A 16865-nucleotide genomic window follows, 5' to 3' on the forward strand; every position below is an offset into this window, starting at 1 on the left:
GCATGGAGGAGTTAGAAGTTTTCAGAGCGTTGGTCATCGTCTGTCCGCTGATCTTTCTGGGAGGCATTGTAGACGCTATCGTGGGGGGCGGGGGACTCATCACGATCCCAGCCTATCTGCTGGCTGGGCTGTCTCCTCACGGGGCCACCGCTACCAATAAATGCAGCAGTTCCTGTGGGAGCCTGCTGTCCACCATCCGTTTTTTTCGTCAGGGGGACGTTCATCTCCCAAGCGTCCTGGTGGGGGCGGCGGCCGCCCTGGGAGGCTCCTGGATCGGAGCGCGGCTGAATATGATGGTTCCAGAACAGATCCTGTATTATATCATGCTGGCTATCGTACCTGTTGTGGCGGTTTTTCTCCTTGTCAGGCGGGACCTTGGAAGGGAGGACCGGTCCAATGAGCTGAGTCGGGCCCAGCTTATGGCTATATCTCTTTCCATCGGCCTGGTCATTGGAGGGTATGATGGCTTTTTTGGTCCGGGTTCTGGCACCTTTATGATACTGGGCTACACCGCCCTTTCCAAGTTTGACCTGCTCACCGCGTCAGGAAACAGCAAAGCGATCAACTTTTCCAGTAACATCGCGGCGCTGGTGACCTATGCCCTGGCGGGTAAGGTCGTGTGGCTGGTAGGGATCCCTGCCGCCCTGTGCAGTGTGGCGGGCAACTATGTGGGCTCCAGTCTGGCCTTCAAGGGGGGCGCTAAGATTATCCGCCCTATGTTTTTTGTGGTGCTTGCCCTGCTGCTGGGGCGGCTGATCTATGATTTGGCAGTGTAGTCCGGCGTATTTGTGAGGGAGGGCAGCCTTGAAGGCCGCCCTCCCTCTTTCATTTTCTTCCGAAATAGCTGACCAGCAAATCGACACAGGCTCCGTAGGAGCGCATCCCCAGCTCCTGGCCGTTGCCCTTCAAAAAGGCGTCGTAGGCCTGTCCGGCCGCATCCTCGATAGGGGACTCCAGGGCGGCCCAATAGGCGTTGTTCTCATTCCAGTCTGTGGCCAGCTCCAGAGTAAACCACCGGCCGGCGATCTCGTCCCACAGGTCTGGAGCCACGGGGTACAGGGCGTTACACAGCTGGATCAGTCCGGCGAGATAGCCGGAGTATTGAAAGACGGTGTCGCCGCAGGTGACACAGGCGGCGATGCCCACAAAGTTGGCCTCCAGCTCAGAGGCTACCATCCGCTGGTGGGCCATCTCATGGGCGATGGTTTCCGGAATCAGGCAGGCGGGACAGTCCACATTCACATTGGCTTCTCCGGTGAAGGGGAAGTAGACGCCAGTAAAGCCCAGAATACTCTGGAGCCTGGAAAAGAGAAGGGGTTTTGCCCTGACCGGCGGGATATCCAGACAGGGAAATTCCTGGATAAGCCCTTCATAGACCTGTGTTCCTTTGTGAAAATAGTAATCACGGGGCACAGCGAAGCGGCCCTCTGAGTCCCGGTCCACCTGGCTGGAAAGCCGGGCGGCGTTTTGGGCAAAATACTCCGTGACGGCGGCCAGCGCCTCGACTGAGTAGGGAGCGACCTCCAGCCCACTGCGCCGGGTGAAGCTGGAGGCCTGATAGGCGGCGTTCCAAAACCAGAAAAGGGCCGCTAGGACCCAAAGCCACACGGCGGCCAGCGCCAGCAGCCGCCGTAAGAGAGGGGAGAGCTCCCTGCGCCGAACAGCTAAAACGATAGCCCGGACCAGCCAGGCCACGCTGCCTGTCAAGACCAGGACGACCAGAACCTCGGCCACAGAGAAGGGAAAGATGGACCACATTCGGCCCAAAAACTGCTCCACAGGGGCCATTACGCCAAAGACCCACCAATCCATCACTCTGGGCAGAGGGCTGAGAAGATAAAACAGCCCAATGAGCAGGATTGGGAGGAACAGAGCGGCGGCCAATCCCCAGTGTATCTTTCGTTTTACCTTTGTTTCCATAGCGGCCTCCATGGGGCAGAAAAGGGGCAGGTCAATTTCCAACAACGACAGGTCCCGAGGTCCATTCCCGCCCGGGGACGGGAACGGACTCCAGGCACAGGTCATACAGGTCGGTGCATCTGGCCTCCTGTGCGAAAAGGGAGCGGCCCACCTCATCCAGTGCCTTGGCGTGGGCCGGCTTTGTGAGGATGGGCAGAGATGCCTGGGACTTCATCTTCTTCAGAATGGCTTGCCCCCTGGCGTTAAGGCCCAGCACACGAAGATAAGGCGGATTGTCTGGGCGGTCTGCCTCCGTCAACCCCAGGTAGGCCCACGTCAGCAGACGCCGCGTCCGGGATGCAGTCCAATGTCTGGGCTTGGCCAGATGGAAAAACTCCTCTAGGGAGCGGCAGTTTCGGCCAGCCCGCTCCAGCCGGACGGAGGCTCCCTCCGCTGCCCCGCTGTCAGGAAGCTTGGCCCAGTTTTCCGCTGTCATAGCGCGTAGGTTGGCCAGCAGACCCCGCTCTACCCGCTTCAAGGAGGGAGAACCATGCCAGCCCTCCTTTAGTACCTCCAGTCCTCCTTGGGGGAGATAGAGCTGTGCGGCTTCCCAGCTTCCCTGTTCCAAAAAGGCCCGAAGCTGGGTAGCGGAGAGAAAACGGGGGTGCTCCGCCACCTTTAACAGTACGCCGTGGGGAGCCCCCTCCCGTCTGACGGTCATAGGGAGAATACTGCTTTTCAGCCTGTCCAGCTCCCGGAGATACTCCACACCCAAATTGTTGTTGGGAGCAGACAGAAGCTCTGAACTATCGGGCCCAAGGATGCTCCGCACCGTTTCCTGCCGGGAGGAGGCGAATGGCATCCCCTCGTCCACGAAACGGCGTACTCCCGTCTCGTATACCGGACTGTTGAGACACACGGCCACCCGTTGGAGTCGGTCCACATCTCCGCACTCGCTGCCGAAGGAGAGCACATCCACCACTCCAGTGGCATCCAACAGGTCCACAGCCCCCTGAGCGAAGGACTCCGCCGAGGAGACTGCCCACACCGTGGGCAGTTCCAGCACCAAATCGACGCCGCCCATCAGGGCCAGCCGGGCCCGGTTCCACTTATCGGTAATGGCACAGCCTGCCTGCTGGACCCAGTTTCCGCTCATGACAGCCACGACCCCGGCCTCGCCACCCACGGCCCGCCGGCTCTCAGAGATCTGATATTGGTGGCCGGTGTGGAAGGGATTGTATTCCGCCACGATGCCGATGACCCGCATGGAAGGCCTCCTGACAAAGAAAATTTCCTGTTTTTCGAAAAAACGGTTGTCCTGGCCGGGGAAAAGCGGTAGAATAGGGACCATAGACAGAGGATGAAACTATTATAGTGCATCCCCCGGCTCAAGGCAACCACAAGCTTGTGAAATTTGATTTGTGAAGGAGATCGATCTCAATGAACATTTTGGTCATCAACGCTGGCAGCTCTTCCCTGAAGTATCAGCTGCTCAACCCTGAAACCCAGCAGGTGCTGGCCAAGGGACTGTGCGAGCGCATCGGAATCGACGGTAAATTTACTTATAAGCCTGAGGGCAAGCAGGCCGTCAAGGAGGCCGACGTGGCCATGCCCACCCACTCCGAGGCCATCCAGACTGTGCTGAACGCCCTGGTGGACCCCGCCAATGGCGTCATTGGCTCCATGAAGGAGATTGATGCTGTGGGTCACCGGGTGGTCCATGGCGGCGAGAAGTTCGCCAAGAGCGTGCTCATCACGGACGAGGTCATGGCCGCCATCGAGGAGTGCAACCCCCTGGCCCCTCTGCACAATCCCGCCAATATCATTGGCATCAAGGCCTGTCAGGCCCTCATGCCCGGAACCCCCATGGTGGCTGTGTTTGACACCGCGTTCCATCAGACCATGCCCTCCGTGGCCTACACCTACGCCCTGCCCTATGAGTATTATGAACAGGACAAGGTCCGTCGCTACGGCTTCCATGGTACCAGCCATAAGTATGTGTCCCAGCGGGCGGCGGCCATGCTGGGCAAGCCCATTGAGGAGCTGAAGCTCATCTCCTGCCACCTGGGTAACGGCTCCTCCGTTACCGCTATTGACGGCGGAAAGAGCGTGGATACCTCCATGGGCTTTACCCCCTTGGCTGGTCTGCCCATGGGCACCCGTGCCGGCGACATCGATGCCGGTATTATGGAGTACCTGATGAACAAGTACGGCTATGATATCAAGGAGATGCTGAACATCCTCAATAAGAAGTCCGGTGTCCAGGGCATCTCCGGCGTATCCTCTGACTTCCGTGATTTGGAGAAGGCAAAGTCTGAGGGCAATCAGCGGGCCGCTCTGGCTCTGGATGTGTTCCATTACAGCGTGAAGAAGCTCATCGGCTCCTATGCCGCTGTTATGGGAGGCGTGGACGCCGTGATCTTTACCGCCGGTGTAGGCGAGAACGGCGCCGGCGACCGCAAGGCCATCGTTAGCGGCCTTGAGTTCATGGGAATCAAGATTGATGACGAGAAGAACGGCAAGCGGGGCGAGGAGATCGACATCTCTGCCCAGGACGCCACCGTGCGCACCCTGGTCATCCCTACTAACGAGGAGCTGATGATCGCCCTCGATACTGCCGAGCTGGCGAAGTAAAACGGCTGAACAAATCGTGTCATACAGGCCGCCGGAATTCCGGCGGCCTATTCTATTTTGTGGAGAGAACAGCCGCCCGTTGACAATTTCAAAAGCTCTATACTATAATAGAACCACTTTAAAAAAGGACGGGACAGGAATGGATATCCATGTCAATGACATCCTGAAAATGAAGAAGCCCCATCCCTGTGGCAGCCAGGAGTGGCTGGTCCTGCGGGTGGGGATGGATTTCAAGCTGCGCTGCCAGGGCTGCGGGCATGAGGTCATGCTCCCCAGGAGCAAGGCGGAAAAAAATATCCGCAAGGTATATCGGGACGGCAGCGAGGTGGGGGCGTGAGTCTCCCATCCAGTAATAGACGGACGGAAGGCGGGTCACACTATGGATAAGAGATTTTGGAGCAGCCGTATTCAGGACTTGGAACCCTACATCCCTGGGGAGCAGCCAAAGGACCGGGTATTTATTAAGTTAAATACCAATGAGAATCCCTACCCGCCTTCCCCTAAAGTGTTGGAGGCAATCCGCTCTGCTGCTGATGAGACATTGCGGCTCTATCCGGACCCGGAGGCATCCCAACTGCGGCAGACCATCGCGGAGTACCACGGCCTCACTCCAGAACAGGTGTTCTGCGGCAACGGCTCTGACGAGGTGCTGGGCCTGTGCTTTTACGCCTTCTTCTCCCCGGGCAGAAGGGTGATCTTCCCTGATATCACATACAGCTTTTACCCGGTCTACGCTCACCTTTTCCAACTGGATTTTGAGGAGATACCGCTCAATGAGGACTTTTCTTTCCCAGTGGAGAAGTTCCTGCGCGGCAGTGGAGGCGCGGTGGTGTGTAATCCCAATGCCCCCACCGGCCGTACCCTTCCGCTGGAGGAGATCTGCCGCATCTTAGAGGCGGATCCGAACAGGGTGGTGATGGTGGACGAGGCATATGCCGACTTTGGTGCCCGTTCTGCTGTGGAGCTGTTGAACCGCTACCCCAATCTGGTTACAGTCCACACGCTGTCCAAGTCCCGGTCCCTGGCCGGTATGCGTGTCGGCTACGCCTTGGGAAGTCCTGAGGTGATGGCCGCTGTGCGCTGTGTGAAAAACTCCTTTAACTCCTACCCTCTGGACCGGCTGGCCCTGGCGGCTGGGGAGGCGGCGATTCGGGATGTGGAATACTTTGAGGAGAGCCGGCGTAAAGTGATGGCCACCCGGGAGCGTACCACGGCCCGCCTGCGGGAACTGGGCTTTTTCGTCCATGATTCCAACGCCAACTTTATTTTTATTACGCATCCCGCTGTTGGCGGAAAAGAGCTTCAGCAGGGCCTGCGGGACCGCGGGGTCCTGGTCCGTTGGTTTGACAAACCCCGCATCCGGGACTATCTCCGCGTGTCCATCGGCACTGACCAGGAGATGGAGGCGATGTGCCGGGCCTGCCAGGATATTTTGAAAGGATAGAGACTTATGCGTTACGACAGTGACCTTCTGTACCGTCCGCCGGGAGAGTGGAGGAGCTATCTGCTCCAATGTACCATTGGCTGCTCCAACAACCAGTGTACCTTCTGCGGAATGTATAAATCCAAACAGTTCCGAATCCGCCCGACAGAGGAGATCCTGGAGGATATCGATATGGCTCGGGACTACTACGGTCCTGGACTCCAGCGGGTCTTTCTGATGGACGGCGACGCCATCATCATCAAAACGGAGGAAATGCTCCGCATCCTGAAAAAGCTGTACGACACCTTTCCTCATCTGGAAAAGGTCACGGTCTATGCCGGCCCCCGTAGTACGCTTTCCAAATCGCCGGAGGAGCTGAGGACGCTCCATGAGGCGGGTCTTTCCAGAGCCTATCTCGGAGTGGAGAGCGGCAGCGACACGGTGCTGCGTTTCATCCGGAAGGGAGTTACTGCCGACCAGATGCTGCTGGCAGGACAGCGGCTGGTGGAGGCGGGCATCGATCTATGGGTCACCATCATCTTGGGCATGACTGGGGCCAGGGGAGAGGGGGGCGACTGGCGGGAGCACATTCTGTCTACCGCCAAGATGATAAACGCCATGAAGCCAAGACACTTGTCCGCTATGACCTTTGCCCCGGCCAAGGGGACTCCGCTGGGGGAGGATGTGCTGGCTGGCCGCTTTGAGGTGTGCTCTGCCGACCATGTACTGGAGGAGTGCCGTCTGCTGATCGAGAATCTGGATGTGGACCCGCTTCATTTTACCAGCAATCATGCCTCTAACTATCTGCCCCTAAAAGGCGGATTGCCGGAGGATAGGGAAAAGTTCCTCTCCATGATCGACCAGGCTCTGGAGGGAAAAATACGTCTGCGCAAGACATTGGACAGAGGTATCTGAAAAGAACTCCCCGGACGCTCACCCGTGGCCCGTCCGGGGAGCGATGGGCAACCTATTCATTTTAGCTCTTGACAAGTGGGTGGGGGTATGGTATGATAATCCTCGCCTCTGATTTGTTTGAAAAGATGAGGAGAGATGTCCGAGTGGTTTAAGGAGCCGGTCTTGAAAACCGGTGACTCGAAAGAGCCGTGGGTTCGAATCCCACTCTCTCCGCCACTTTTCATCTCTAGCCAAAGTAAATAGTGAACTCGTAGCTTACAGCCATGCAGAAGTACCCAAGTGGCTATAAGGGGCTCCCCTGCTAAGGGAGTAGGCGGGTAAAACCGTGCGGGGGTTCGAATCCCCCCTTCTGCGCCAAAAAGCCGCAACAATTTGGATATAGTGGGCTGTAAGCTCACTGTTCCAAGGTGTTGCGGCTTTTTATTTGTAAAATTTCTGAAGGTAAAAAAGATACCAGACGAGGATTCCTGAAATCGAATAGACTTGCACTTTTTGGAACCAAAGGCAGAAATAAACGCCCTTTTTCAAATCAAAAAGGCGATGAACTGCTCCTTGTCAAGCAGACAAAGCAAAAGATAAAAAATTAAGCAGAGGATTCTATAGCCAGTAGGATCCTCTGTTTTTTATTTAGTGGAAGTTTCGATAAATTCCGCCGACGTCATACAGCCAAGCTTTTTCTGATGTCAATGGTTGTTATAGAAGTTAATGCATGCACAGATCGCCTCCCGAAAGGTATCATAGTCCTCAAAATGATAGAGGCGTTACAATCCCGTTTTCAGGATACCCCAGAACCCCTCCATCGGGGTGTTATCAAGACAGCGTCAAACGCGGGACATACTCTGGTATATGCCAGCCCGTTTCATAACTTTTTGGAAGGGGCGGCTGGTGTATTGGACACCCAGGCCGTTGTGAAGCAGCGGCTTTGTGTGCGGATATTTCTGAAGAGCCTGCTCGAAAGTATTCAGAAACAGAGGAGTATTATTACGACGGCTCAGGGAAAACGCAACAATATTCCTTCCGTAACAGATCCAACACGGCGCTCAGGCACGCCTTGCCGCCTTAAAGTCGCTGGCCCACACACTGTTTTGGTTTGACATCCGCCCCACAAAAATGTCACCGCTGGTTGTCAAACATGCTTTTATGGACATGCCTTGGTAGGTATCCACGATGAGGACGGCAGCCTGTCGGCCGGAAATCTGCTGGATGATCCCAGCATACTCCATTTCTGGCCGAAAATATGAGACAGCAGATCAACGCGACAGAAACTGCTGTAGGTCTTCTTCTGATGTTCACCGCCGTACCGGTTCGGTTACTTGGAATTGGCGGCTATGCATCTGTGTGAGCAGGATATCACCCTGTTTCTCTCGTATGCGTGGATCGGTACGGAGTCCCCAAACAATGACCCGAATCTCAGCAAAAGAAATCTGTTGGATATGTTTCGTTCTATTGACCCGCACAGGCTGATGAATGAGGGGAAGTACGATCTGTTCCGGCGTCTGGACGATGTGATGACGGCCTAACACACTGTGATCCCACTCAACGCCCAAAATGCCAGGGAATTGTCATGGACGCTGAACCGTGAGGTTACTGAGTGGTTTGCCCACCAGTATGGTGAAAACGGCACAATATATGAGGCGCAGCTCAGAAAGAAGAAGATCCTATGAGAATTAACATCGGAGCAGCCCCCATGCATCATGACGGCACGATACTCTCCCTACACCCACTGAAACGGGAGAAAACGGTTTCACGCCGAATCAACGGCGTATTCCGCCTGCTTGGAGAGAAAATAACCTTGGAACAGTTCTGCGAGGAACATGATCTGGCATACCCCCAAGATAATCAAGAATTTACGCCCTGCCTTACCGGATGAGGCGGGACTGTTCTATTCCGAGCTGGAGCCTGAAAAGGACAAAGCCCTCAGTACAGTCGGCCATATAAGACTTGACTACGGCCACGGCGGGAAGGAGTTCTGATATACCTGGTGGCCTCACAATGACGACCGGTTCAACATGCCGGAATTCAAAGATATCCTGTAGCGGTTTGTGACAGCTTGCGAGGGGATGGGCCGCTGAAGGATCTGAGAGCCATGAGAGCCGACTGCCTGCGGCACGGCGGGTCCATTACAGAAGGTAACCGCCGCTATGGGACAACGAGAGACAGTGCTGGCCGGGGATCCGGATTATAGCCGCTGAGTTGGCTCTCTCAGTCCACGATCAAGCGGGAGAATGGGAGCTTCAGTTCTAACCTATACAAACTCCAATGATGAATAAAAAGCAAGGGCCCCGCCAAGGTGCTCTTGCGTCTTGACCGTAGACGAGGGTAGATTCATGGTGAATCCACCAGAAGGACCCACTCTAAGGAGAAAATATAAGGCGGACAAGGATACTTATGGCCTCAAACGACTCTATAATATTCCTACTGAAAATGACCACGAACTGTAATTTCTGGCTCAATAAACCAAGTAGTCCCAAACAAAGACTTGATTTGCTCCTTACTTTGGCGCAGATCTGACTAAAATATTAAAAATTCACAACTAGTATCAGTCGAATACTCAATCAAGCTGTCAGGGTAAGAGAAGATATCTGGAGTACAAAAATTTAAATATGAAGTCGCCGGCGCAGTTCCTTTACCCGATCCCGGCCGATAGGGAGGGAATCGGAGGAGCCGCGGACCCGGAGGGCAAAGCTGCTGTTATTCCAGGGAAAAATATCCTGGATATATTTCAGGTGGACTAGGCAAGTCTTGTGGATGCGGTAAAAACCCTGCCCATCCAGGCGGCTTTCATACTCAGACATAGGAGAGTTGTCGCTGTAAGATTCGCCGGACAGAGTATGGAGGACACAACCACGGCCGGCCCCGTCAGTCTCAATATAGGTCACGTCATTGACATCAAGCAGAATGGTATGACGGTTACAGCTGACGGCAAGACGGAGCGGCCCAGGGGTCTTGTGGGGAGAAGACTGAAGCTCTGCCACACACTGGTCCAGCGCCTGACGGATCCGCTGGGGATCAAAGGGTTTGAGAATATAGTCGTCTACCCGAAGTTCAAAGGCAGTGACCGCGTACTCAGAGTACGCAGTGGCGAAGATGATCTTCGCCAATGGCATGAGACGGCGAGCGAGGGAGGCCACCGTAGTTCCCTCCAGGTCACCCAGATGGATGTCTATAAAAAGAATATCAAAGGTATCCTTCTCCAGCAACTGGATTCCCTGGGCACCACTGGATGCCTCAAATATTTCGGCTTGTGGCAGATGTTGACGAATCTGGTGGATCAACTCAAGGCGGGAATATTTCTCGTCATCGATTACTGCGATACGCACTGGACCTCACTCCTTTTCACATCAGAATAGGACTGGGAAGGCGGAGTCAGGGGAATAGAGAAAAACACAGTAGAGCCGGCTTGGGAGCTGTCGATGGTAAATTTGCACTGTTCTCCGTAGATGCTGCGAAGCCGCTTCCGTACATTGAACAGGCCGGAGTAGCTTGGATCTTCCGGGTCCTGAAGCATCTCTAGAACCTGGGGCGGAAATCCGTGGCCCCGGTCAGAGACTTGGATATAGGCCCGCTCCTGATCCTGGCGAATGCAGATACAGACGTGTCGCTCATCTACAGAGGTGCTTCCGTGGCGTACTGCATTCTCAACAATCGGCTGGAGAATCAGCGGAGGGAGGTGGAGCCGGGTCAGGTCGTCAGGTAGCTCGCGGGTCACATGGATAGCTCCCTCAAAGCGGGCATCTACAAGGGCCAGATAGTTATCCACATTGGACATCTCCTGGACTAAGGTAACAAAGGGCTCGTTGATAGATAGAGTTTGGCGCAAATAGCTGGCCAAAATCAGAATGGTCTCTCGTGCCCGTTCGGAGTCGGTGAGGCACAGGGCGGAGATAGTGTTTAGTGCGTTATATAGGAAGTGAGGATTGATCTGGGACTGAAGGGCCCGGAACTCTGCCTGCCGCCGCAGCTCGATCTGGTGGTGGAATTCTCCCAGCTCCAGTTGGGAAGAAAAAAGCTGGGCCAAACCGTCCGCCGTGCGGATGTCTGCATCCAGAATTAGATTGGGTCCCATAGGGACCACCAGGATCAAAACACCCACTGCCTCGTCATCCCACATAAGAGGGGCGGCAATGGCGGCGTTGTCTTCCTGGTGAACTGGTACGTCTACCTCGCCGGGAAAATCCTGCATTACCACCAGTTCTCTCCGCTCTAGGGCCTGGCGGGCAGGTTCGGGCAGGGGGTGACCCTGAAGGGCAATACCACTGGTGGCCAGTACCTGCTCCCGGTCTGTGATGATCACCTGAAAATCAGGCAAGGTGGCTCGGACGGTATCCGTCGCCTGTTGGAGGGCGTGCCTATCCCCAAGGCCCTCTCGGAGATAGGGGAGGCATTTCTGAGCGATGTACAGGGCGAGGTACTGCTGCTCTACCAGTTCAATGGTCAAACTGCGGTTGAGTCGGTTGAGCAAAGTCATGAAGATGACAAGCCCCAGAGAATTCACCACCATCTTGGGCAGAAGGATTACCTTCTCCAGGGCGATAGCGGCCTCAAAGGGTTTAGCCAAAATCAGAATCAAGACACATTGTACCAGTTCGGATACAAGAGTAATGGCGACAAGGGCGAGGTTCCGCCTGGAACAACGGCTGAATCGGCGGTAGCACAGAGCACCGATGATACCAAAGCCAAAGGTACCCACCCCACAGGCCAGAGAGGTGAAGCCGCTCGGATCAAAAAGATAGCGGTGCAGGCCGCTGAGAGCGCCCGCGCACAGTCCGGAAAGGGGGCCGCCCACAAGACCAGCAGCCACAGTGCTCACCACCCGCGTGTTGACTACCGCCCCCTGGAAATTCATTCCTGTATAGGTCCCACTGATGGACAGCAGGCCGAAGATCAGTCCCAGGCATAGCTGATTGGGGACGGAACGGACCCTGCGCTTCAGTATGATGCGCAGAGGGCGGACCTCCGTCAGAATGGCGGCGACGATGTAGAGCAGACTGATGTTAAGCAGGAGATAGATCAGCAAGCTGTTCTTCATACAGTTCACCTCGTTCCTGGCAAGTCAAATGGGCGAGGAGCCGTGGCCGGACCGGATATAGCTGTGGCAATTAACAGATTCTTAACAATCATAAGTTTAACATGAACGGGCTGGATTTTCAAGAAAGTGGAGGAACCGTTCTCACACGGTTTCCAACCGTTCTCACAGGTAAAATGACCTTAGGCCGAAAAATCGTTGACGAAGATGTTTTTTGCACATAAAATGCGCCATAGAAAGCGGAAAAATTGTGCGTATTGTGAGCTCCGCTTTTATTTCCACGGATGGCCGCTGAAATAAAAGAACTACTTTGAAGAAAAGGAGAGAATTGAAAGATGAAGAAGATCCTGGCTTTGGCTCTTGCGCTTTCCATGGCACTGTCCCTAGTCGCCTGCTCCAACGGAACGGAGAATACCTCCAACGGGGGAGGCTCTAACGGCGGAGGAAGCTCTGCCTCTATTCCGGATGGCTCCGCTGGGGGTGACAGTGAGAAGGGGCTGACCGCGGATGAGCGCGCCGGTGAGTTTATCACTGTGGGCACCGGCCCAACCTCCGGTATCTATTTCCCCATTGGCGGTGCCTTTGCCACCGCCTTGGCGGACTGGGGCTATAAGACCAGCGCCGAGTCCACCAACGCCACTGGACAGAACATCCAGAATATGCTCAACGGTGATCTAGAGATCGCCATCGCCATGCAGGACGCTGTCATGCAAGCCTACACCGGCACCGAGGCCTATGACGGCATCGAGCCAGCCGAGAACCTGCGTGCCCTGATGCGCTTGTGGCCTAACTATGTTCAGCTGGTTACCACCGCCGACACCGGCATCACCTCCATCCAGGACCTGGTGGGCAAGCGCGTGGGCGTAGGTGCCGCCAACTCCGGCGTGGAGATCAACGCTCGTATGATCCTTAACGCCTATGGCATTACTTACGATGACATTACCCCAGACTACCTGGCCTACGGCGAGGCTATCGAGAACATGAAGAACGGCCAGTGTGACGCCGTGTTCGTCACCTCCGGTTTGCCCAACGCCACGGTTATGGACCTGGGTGTTCAGTATGACATGGTGGTGGTCCCTCTGGACGGCGAGGGCCGCGACAAGTTGGTGGAGGAGTATCCCTACTATGCCAAGTCTGTCATCCCCGCCAATACCTATAACAACACTGAGGATATCGAGGGCATCTTTGTGTACAACATCATGTTGGTCCGGGATGATCTGAGCAATGAGATGGTGTACGACATGCTGGAGGGTATTTTTGCTAATATTGATACCATTAAAAATTCCCACAACACCGCCAACGAGAACATTGACATCACCTTCGGTGTCGACGACATCCAGCTCCCCCTGCACCCTGGCGCCGAGGAGTTCTGGAAGGACAACGGCTACCTGTAACTGTTGATGTAAACCCTCGTGCCGGAGGACAAATACCACAGTCTGTCCTCCGGCCTTTTTTGAGGACGCATTCGAATGAGACACAAGGCTCACTTTTTTCTGCCGCTGGCAGTTTTAGCTGCGGTGGTGTGCGCGGCTCTGTGGTGGGCATTTCTTAGCCCACATATGGTTTTCCAGCTCTATGACAGGGAGAACGAACGGGTCGTACTGGAAGTCCCGGCTGGCCCAGGCGACCAGCTCCGGCTGGAGATTGAACATTCTTTTGAGCACATTCCCTGGTACGAATATTACACCGTGACCGACGACGGCGCATTCAATCTGGATGCCATCGCAGTGGCGGGATACGGCGCGGGAATTCCGGCAGAAATGGACGTGCCCACCCACATTGAGGATGGGTTAGTCTGGATGGAGGAGATCAACAGCCGTTTTGAGCAGTTTATGTGGATCACATCGGCCTCTTATATGAAGGGGCTGCAGCTCAATGGCGAGGAGATTTTTGACTTTCGGACACTGCCGGACGCCAGCCGAATCCGGGGTGATATGATTATGAAAAGGGGGTACCTCTCCATTGGCTGACATGGAAAAGAATCCTGTGATCGAAGCGTCGCCCATTGATGAGGCCAAGGGCGCAGAGATTATGGAGAAGTACGAGAAGGAGTCTCGTACCCGCAAATTTGACGCAGGCTGGCTGGTAAAGCTGATTTATTTTATCTGCCTGGCCTTCACTATCTACCACCTGGCCTATGCCTCTGGAATCCGGGCGCTCCAGATGGTCAGCATTAAGCACCACGCCATCCATGTGGGGCTTATCCTGGTGCTGGGTTTTGCTCTGTATCCCGCATTTAAAAAATCGACCCGCAGAAAGATCGTCTGGTATGATTGGGTGTTCCTGATCTTCTCTGCGGCCATGCCCATCTATGTGTTTCTGCGCTATCCCACTTTTATCTCCACTGGTTTCCAGGGAGAGATGATCGACGTAGTGATGGGCACCATCATGATCTTCCTGGTCATGGAGTGTTCTCGCCGGATCAGTGGTCCGGCACTGACGATCTTGAGCGGGATTTTCCTAATCTATGCCATCTTCGGTCGCTCTTTCCCCGGCGTATTCATGCACCGCGGTTACACCTGGCACCGGATCGTCACTTACCTGACTACCGATATCTATGGAATTTATGGCACCTCCATCCAGGTGTCCGCCACCTATATTGTGCTGTTCATCATCTTTGGCGAGGTCATGAACAAGTGCGGCATGGGCCAGTTCTTTAATGACATCGCCAACGCTTTGGCTGGTCACACAAAGGGCGGCCCCGCCAAGGTGGCCGTGTTGGCCTCTGGTTTCCTGGGATCCATCAACGGCTCTGCTGTGGCCAATGTGGTGACTACCGGCACCTTTACTATCCCTCTGATGAAAAAGACCGGCTATAGCAAAGAGTTTGCCGGTTCTGTGGAGGCCACCGCCTCTGTGGGCGGCCAGCTTCTGCCCCCTATCATGGGAGCCGCTGCCTTTGTTATGGCGGAGACCTTGGGCGTCCAGTATGGAGAGATCATCAAGGCGGCTGTGATCCCGGCCCTGATCTATTATCTGGGTATCATCATCCAGGTACAGATGCGGGCCACCAAGGATAACCTGCTGGGCCTGCCCAAGGACCAACTGCCTCGGGTGGGACAGGTAATGAAGGAGCGCGGCCACCTGCTCATCCCCATCGCCTTCCTGCTTTACATGTTGATCTGGAGCGGCAAGACGGTGATTTTCAGCGCCTTCTGGACTATCGTGGTCACCATTGTAGTGGCTCAACTTCGGCCCATCAGCCGTATGAGCGTCAAGGATATCTGTGACGCCTTTGTAGCGGGCGCTAAATCCACTGTTTCTGTGGCTATCGCCTGCGCCTGCGTGGGTATCATCGTGGGTATCTGCGGCCTGACCGGTTTTGCCCTGAACGTGGCCAACACCATTATCAGCATTGGTCACCAAGACCTGTTCCTGACCCTGCTGTTTACCATGGTTACCTGTATGATTCTGGGTATGGGCCTGCCTTCCATCCCCTCCTACTTGATTACGGCCACCATCGCGGCTCCTGCTCTGGTGGAGCTGGGGATCCCCGCTATCGCGGCCCACATGTTCTGTTTCTACTTCGCCATGTTCGCCAACCTGACTCCCCCCGTTGCTCTGGCGGCCTTTGCCGCGGCTGGATTGTCGGGCGGCAATCCTATGAAGACAGGCTGGCAATCGGTAAAACTAGCCCTGGCCGGATTCATTGTCCCTTATATGTTCGTTTATAGTCAGCAGCTCCTGCTGATGGACGTAGATTTTATCAGTGGTACTCGTGTGGTCATAACCTCCTGTATCGGCGTGGTGCTGATCGGTGCGGCGGTAGAAGGTTATCTCTTTGGTCGGCTGAATCCGGTGTTGAGGGTCATTTCCTTTGGTGCGGCTATGATGCTCATAGATAGTGGCGCAATTACTGATCTGATTGGAATAGGTGGTTTGTTCGTCATCATTTTGTTCCAGAAATTTGTGGTTGCCAACCGGAACAGAAAACCTACCGCGGCATAGCAGCAATATTCTCTGAAACAGGTCACCCGGCAGAGATTCCTGCCAGATCGGCCCGCTATTTCAGGAAAAAACCCAGGTACTGGGATTTGCTGAAAGTAAAGGCCCCGCACTCCTTTGGGCGGGGCCTTTGGTTCTTCTATAAGTTAAAATCAATCTAAAACTGTAAAAAAGAAGCCGGAAGCATTGACTGGCGTCAGTGGGAGAATCCCAGAGGCGTCAATCAATACTTCCGGCTTTCCTTGATATAACTGCTGTTCAGTTTTGATATACTTATGGCGTAACGAAGATAAATCCAGCTTCTATGCGGACTCTGCACAATGCCTCCGCTTGGCTTAAAAACTTTAAGAAATCAGAGCCAGCATTAGGCGAATATTCAATCAAGCTATCAGGGTAAAGGGAAATATCTATACCTCGTTGTTTCAATTCTAATTTTACCATCTACATCTCTCGTGCCTACGCCCCAAGCAAGCTATCGAGGTGATTGAAACGGATCTGTCTAGCCTGAAGTGAATCATAGCCAGAGTTGCACCTACTCCGCTGAACATCATGCAGGAGTTCTGGAACAAGGGTGTCAAGTTTGTTCTAGACTATAGAATGGCTGAGGCCGGTCGCAATAACCTGTCCACTCCGCCTCAGTTAGTTTCCCAGGATGTTACGAGGCGAAGTATGCCTCTGTGGGCAAGCTTTTCTATCTGCCAATCCCAAGTTGATCGATGACGACGGCAACGAGATCACTGAGCCCGATATCCCTGGAGAGCTTATTTGGGGCAGGCCCCAAATCGTCTGCAGTTATTGGGCAACGTGACTGAGACAAAGAATACTCTGGTAGACGGTTGGGCGCATACTGGGGATATGGCCTCTTTCGATAAGGACAGCTTCTATTATATCGTTGGCCGCAAGAAAATAAAAAAGGTAATGAGCTTGAGCTATTCTGAGGGAACCGAAAAATGGAAAAATCGCAGCATCGATCCGGCAGGGAGCAAACGAGTATCTGAAACAACACTACAACACCGTGTTTAA

At 54.6% G+C, this 16865-nt stretch carries 14 protein-coding genes and 2 tRNA genes; 12 read left to right on the top strand and 4 right to left on the bottom strand.

Features of this window, described 5'->3' with window-relative positions:
- The first annotated feature begins 2 nt into the window (after positions 1-2).
- On the top strand, positions 3-776 hold the full coding sequence (locus H8S11_RS02940; RefSeq protein WP_243200897.1) for a TSUP family transporter: 774 nt from the start codon (positions 3-5) through the stop codon (positions 774-776).
- Positions 777-825: 49 nt separating this feature from the next.
- Here H8S11_RS02940 and H8S11_RS02945 read toward each other — a convergent pair whose 3' ends face one another.
- A complete protein-coding gene (locus tag H8S11_RS02945; protein ID WP_186852112.1) occupies positions 826-1920 on the bottom strand; it encodes a DUF3810 domain-containing protein in 1095 nt (364 codons plus the stop codon).
- 31 nt (positions 1921-1951) lie between these two features.
- A complete protein-coding gene (locus H8S11_RS02950) occupies positions 1952-3166 on the bottom strand; it encodes a tRNA(Met) cytidine acetate ligase (protein WP_186852113.1) in 1215 nt (404 codons plus the stop codon).
- Between the two features lie 173 nt (positions 3167-3339).
- Between H8S11_RS02950 and H8S11_RS02955 the strand changes: the two genes are divergently transcribed.
- From H8S11_RS02955 to H8S11_RS02990, 8 genes are all read left to right on the top strand, one after another.
- The gene (locus H8S11_RS02955; protein ID WP_186852114.1) at positions 3340-4533 is read left to right on the top strand and encodes an acetate/propionate family kinase; all 1194 of its coding nucleotides are present in this window, start codon (positions 3340-3342) and stop codon (positions 4531-4533) included.
- Positions 4534-4672: 139 nt separating this feature from the next.
- Entirely contained in the window at positions 4673-4870 is a 198-nt protein-coding gene (locus H8S11_RS02960; RefSeq protein WP_147572196.1) for a DUF951 domain-containing protein, read from the top strand.
- Between the two features lie 42 nt (positions 4871-4912).
- Positions 4913-5977 carry a histidinol-phosphate transaminase gene (gene hisC / locus H8S11_RS02965; protein ID WP_186852115.1) on the top strand — a complete coding sequence of 355 codons (1065 nt, stop codon included), beginning with the start codon at positions 4913-4915 and terminating at the stop codon, positions 5975-5977.
- A gap of 6 nt (positions 5978-5983) precedes the next feature.
- Positions 5984-6871, top strand: coding sequence for a B12-binding domain-containing radical SAM protein (locus H8S11_RS02970; RefSeq protein WP_186852116.1), 888 nt, complete (start codon positions 5984-5986; stop codon positions 6869-6871).
- A 129-nt stretch (positions 6872-7000) separates the two neighbouring features.
- Positions 7001-7087: transfer RNA gene (locus H8S11_RS02975), tRNA-Ser, on the top strand.
- A gap of 49 nt (positions 7088-7136) precedes the next feature.
- Positions 7137-7228: transfer RNA gene (locus H8S11_RS02980), tRNA-Ser, on the top strand.
- A gap of 971 nt (positions 7229-8199) precedes the next feature.
- On the top strand, positions 8200-8391 hold the full coding sequence (locus H8S11_RS02985; protein ID WP_186852117.1) for a hypothetical protein: 192 nt from the start codon (positions 8200-8202) through the stop codon (positions 8389-8391).
- Positions 8392-8531: 140 nt separating this feature from the next.
- Entirely contained in the window at positions 8532-8741 is a 210-nt protein-coding gene (locus tag H8S11_RS02990; RefSeq protein ID WP_186852118.1) for a hypothetical protein, read from the top strand.
- A 727-nt stretch (positions 8742-9468) separates the two neighbouring features.
- Here the strand turns inward: H8S11_RS02990 and H8S11_RS02995 are convergent.
- Both H8S11_RS02995 and H8S11_RS03000 read right to left on the bottom strand, forming a co-directional pair.
- Positions 9469-10191: a LytR/AlgR family response regulator transcription factor gene (locus H8S11_RS02995; RefSeq protein WP_186852119.1), complete on the bottom strand. Its 723-nt coding sequence runs from the start codon at positions 10189-10191 to the stop codon at positions 9469-9471.
- Complete coding sequence (locus H8S11_RS03000) at positions 10176-11900, bottom strand: LytS/YhcK type 5TM receptor domain-containing protein (RefSeq protein WP_186852120.1); 1725 nt, start codon at positions 11898-11900, stop codon at positions 10176-10178. The genes H8S11_RS02995 and H8S11_RS03000 overlap by 16 nt, the downstream gene beginning before the upstream one ends.
- Before the next feature lie 332 nt (positions 11901-12232).
- Between H8S11_RS03000 and H8S11_RS03005 the strand changes: the two genes are divergently transcribed.
- The 3 genes from H8S11_RS03005 (at position 12233) to H8S11_RS03015 (ending at position 15845) form a co-directional block, all read left to right on the top strand.
- Positions 12233-13291, top strand: a complete 1059-nt coding sequence (locus H8S11_RS03005) for a TAXI family TRAP transporter solute-binding subunit (protein ID WP_186852121.1) — start codon at positions 12233-12235, stop codon at positions 13289-13291.
- A gap of 75 nt (positions 13292-13366) precedes the next feature.
- Positions 13367-13867 (top strand): DUF1850 domain-containing protein, encoded by a 501-nt coding sequence (locus H8S11_RS03010; RefSeq protein WP_186852122.1) that lies wholly within the window; start codon positions 13367-13369, stop codon positions 13865-13867.
- A 1-nt stretch (position 13868) separates the two neighbouring features.
- On the top strand, positions 13869-15845 hold the full coding sequence (locus H8S11_RS03015) for a TRAP transporter permease (protein WP_186852167.1): 1977 nt from the start codon (positions 13869-13871) through the stop codon (positions 15843-15845).
- Positions 15846-16865: the final 1020 nt, after the last annotated feature.

This window comes from Flintibacter hominis, from assembly GCF_014287965.1.
Lineage (GTDB): Bacteria > Bacillota > Clostridia > Oscillospirales > Oscillospiraceae > Lawsonibacter > Lawsonibacter aceti.

Coding starts and splice junctions, on each gene's coding strand:
- H8S11_RS03010 (WP_186852122.1), top strand. CDS start 13,367: ATGAGACACAAGGCTCACTTTTTTCTGCCGCTGGCAGTTTTAGCTGCG.
- H8S11_RS03015 (WP_186852167.1), top strand. CDS start 13,869: ATGGAAAAGAATCCTGTGATCGAAGCGTCGCCCATTGATGAGGCCAAG.
- H8S11_RS02990 (WP_186852118.1), top strand. CDS start 8,532: ATGAGAATTAACATCGGAGCAGCCCCCATGCATCATGACGGCACGATA.
- H8S11_RS03000 (WP_186852120.1), bottom strand. CDS start 11,900: ATGAAGAACAGCTTGCTGATCTATCTCCTGCTTAACATCAGTCTGCTC.
- H8S11_RS02940 (WP_243200897.1), top strand. CDS start 3: ATGGAGGAGTTAGAAGTTTTCAGAGCGTTGGTCATCGTCTGTCCGCTG.
- H8S11_RS02950 (WP_186852113.1), bottom strand. CDS start 3,166: ATGCGGGTCATCGGCATCGTGGCGGAATACAATCCCTTCCACACCGGC.
- H8S11_RS03005 (WP_186852121.1), top strand. CDS start 12,233: ATGAAGAAGATCCTGGCTTTGGCTCTTGCGCTTTCCATGGCACTGTCC.
- H8S11_RS02985 (WP_186852117.1), top strand. CDS start 8,200: ATGCATCTGTGTGAGCAGGATATCACCCTGTTTCTCTCGTATGCGTGG.
- hisC (WP_186852115.1), top strand. CDS start 4,913: ATGGATAAGAGATTTTGGAGCAGCCGTATTCAGGACTTGGAACCCTAC.
- H8S11_RS02955 (WP_186852114.1), top strand. CDS start 3,340: ATGAACATTTTGGTCATCAACGCTGGCAGCTCTTCCCTGAAGTATCAG.
- H8S11_RS02970 (WP_186852116.1), top strand. CDS start 5,984: ATGCGTTACGACAGTGACCTTCTGTACCGTCCGCCGGGAGAGTGGAGG.
- H8S11_RS02960 (WP_147572196.1), top strand. CDS start 4,673: ATGGATATCCATGTCAATGACATCCTGAAAATGAAGAAGCCCCATCCC.
- H8S11_RS02945 (WP_186852112.1), bottom strand. CDS start 1,920: ATGGAAACAAAGGTAAAACGAAAGATACACTGGGGATTGGCCGCCGCT.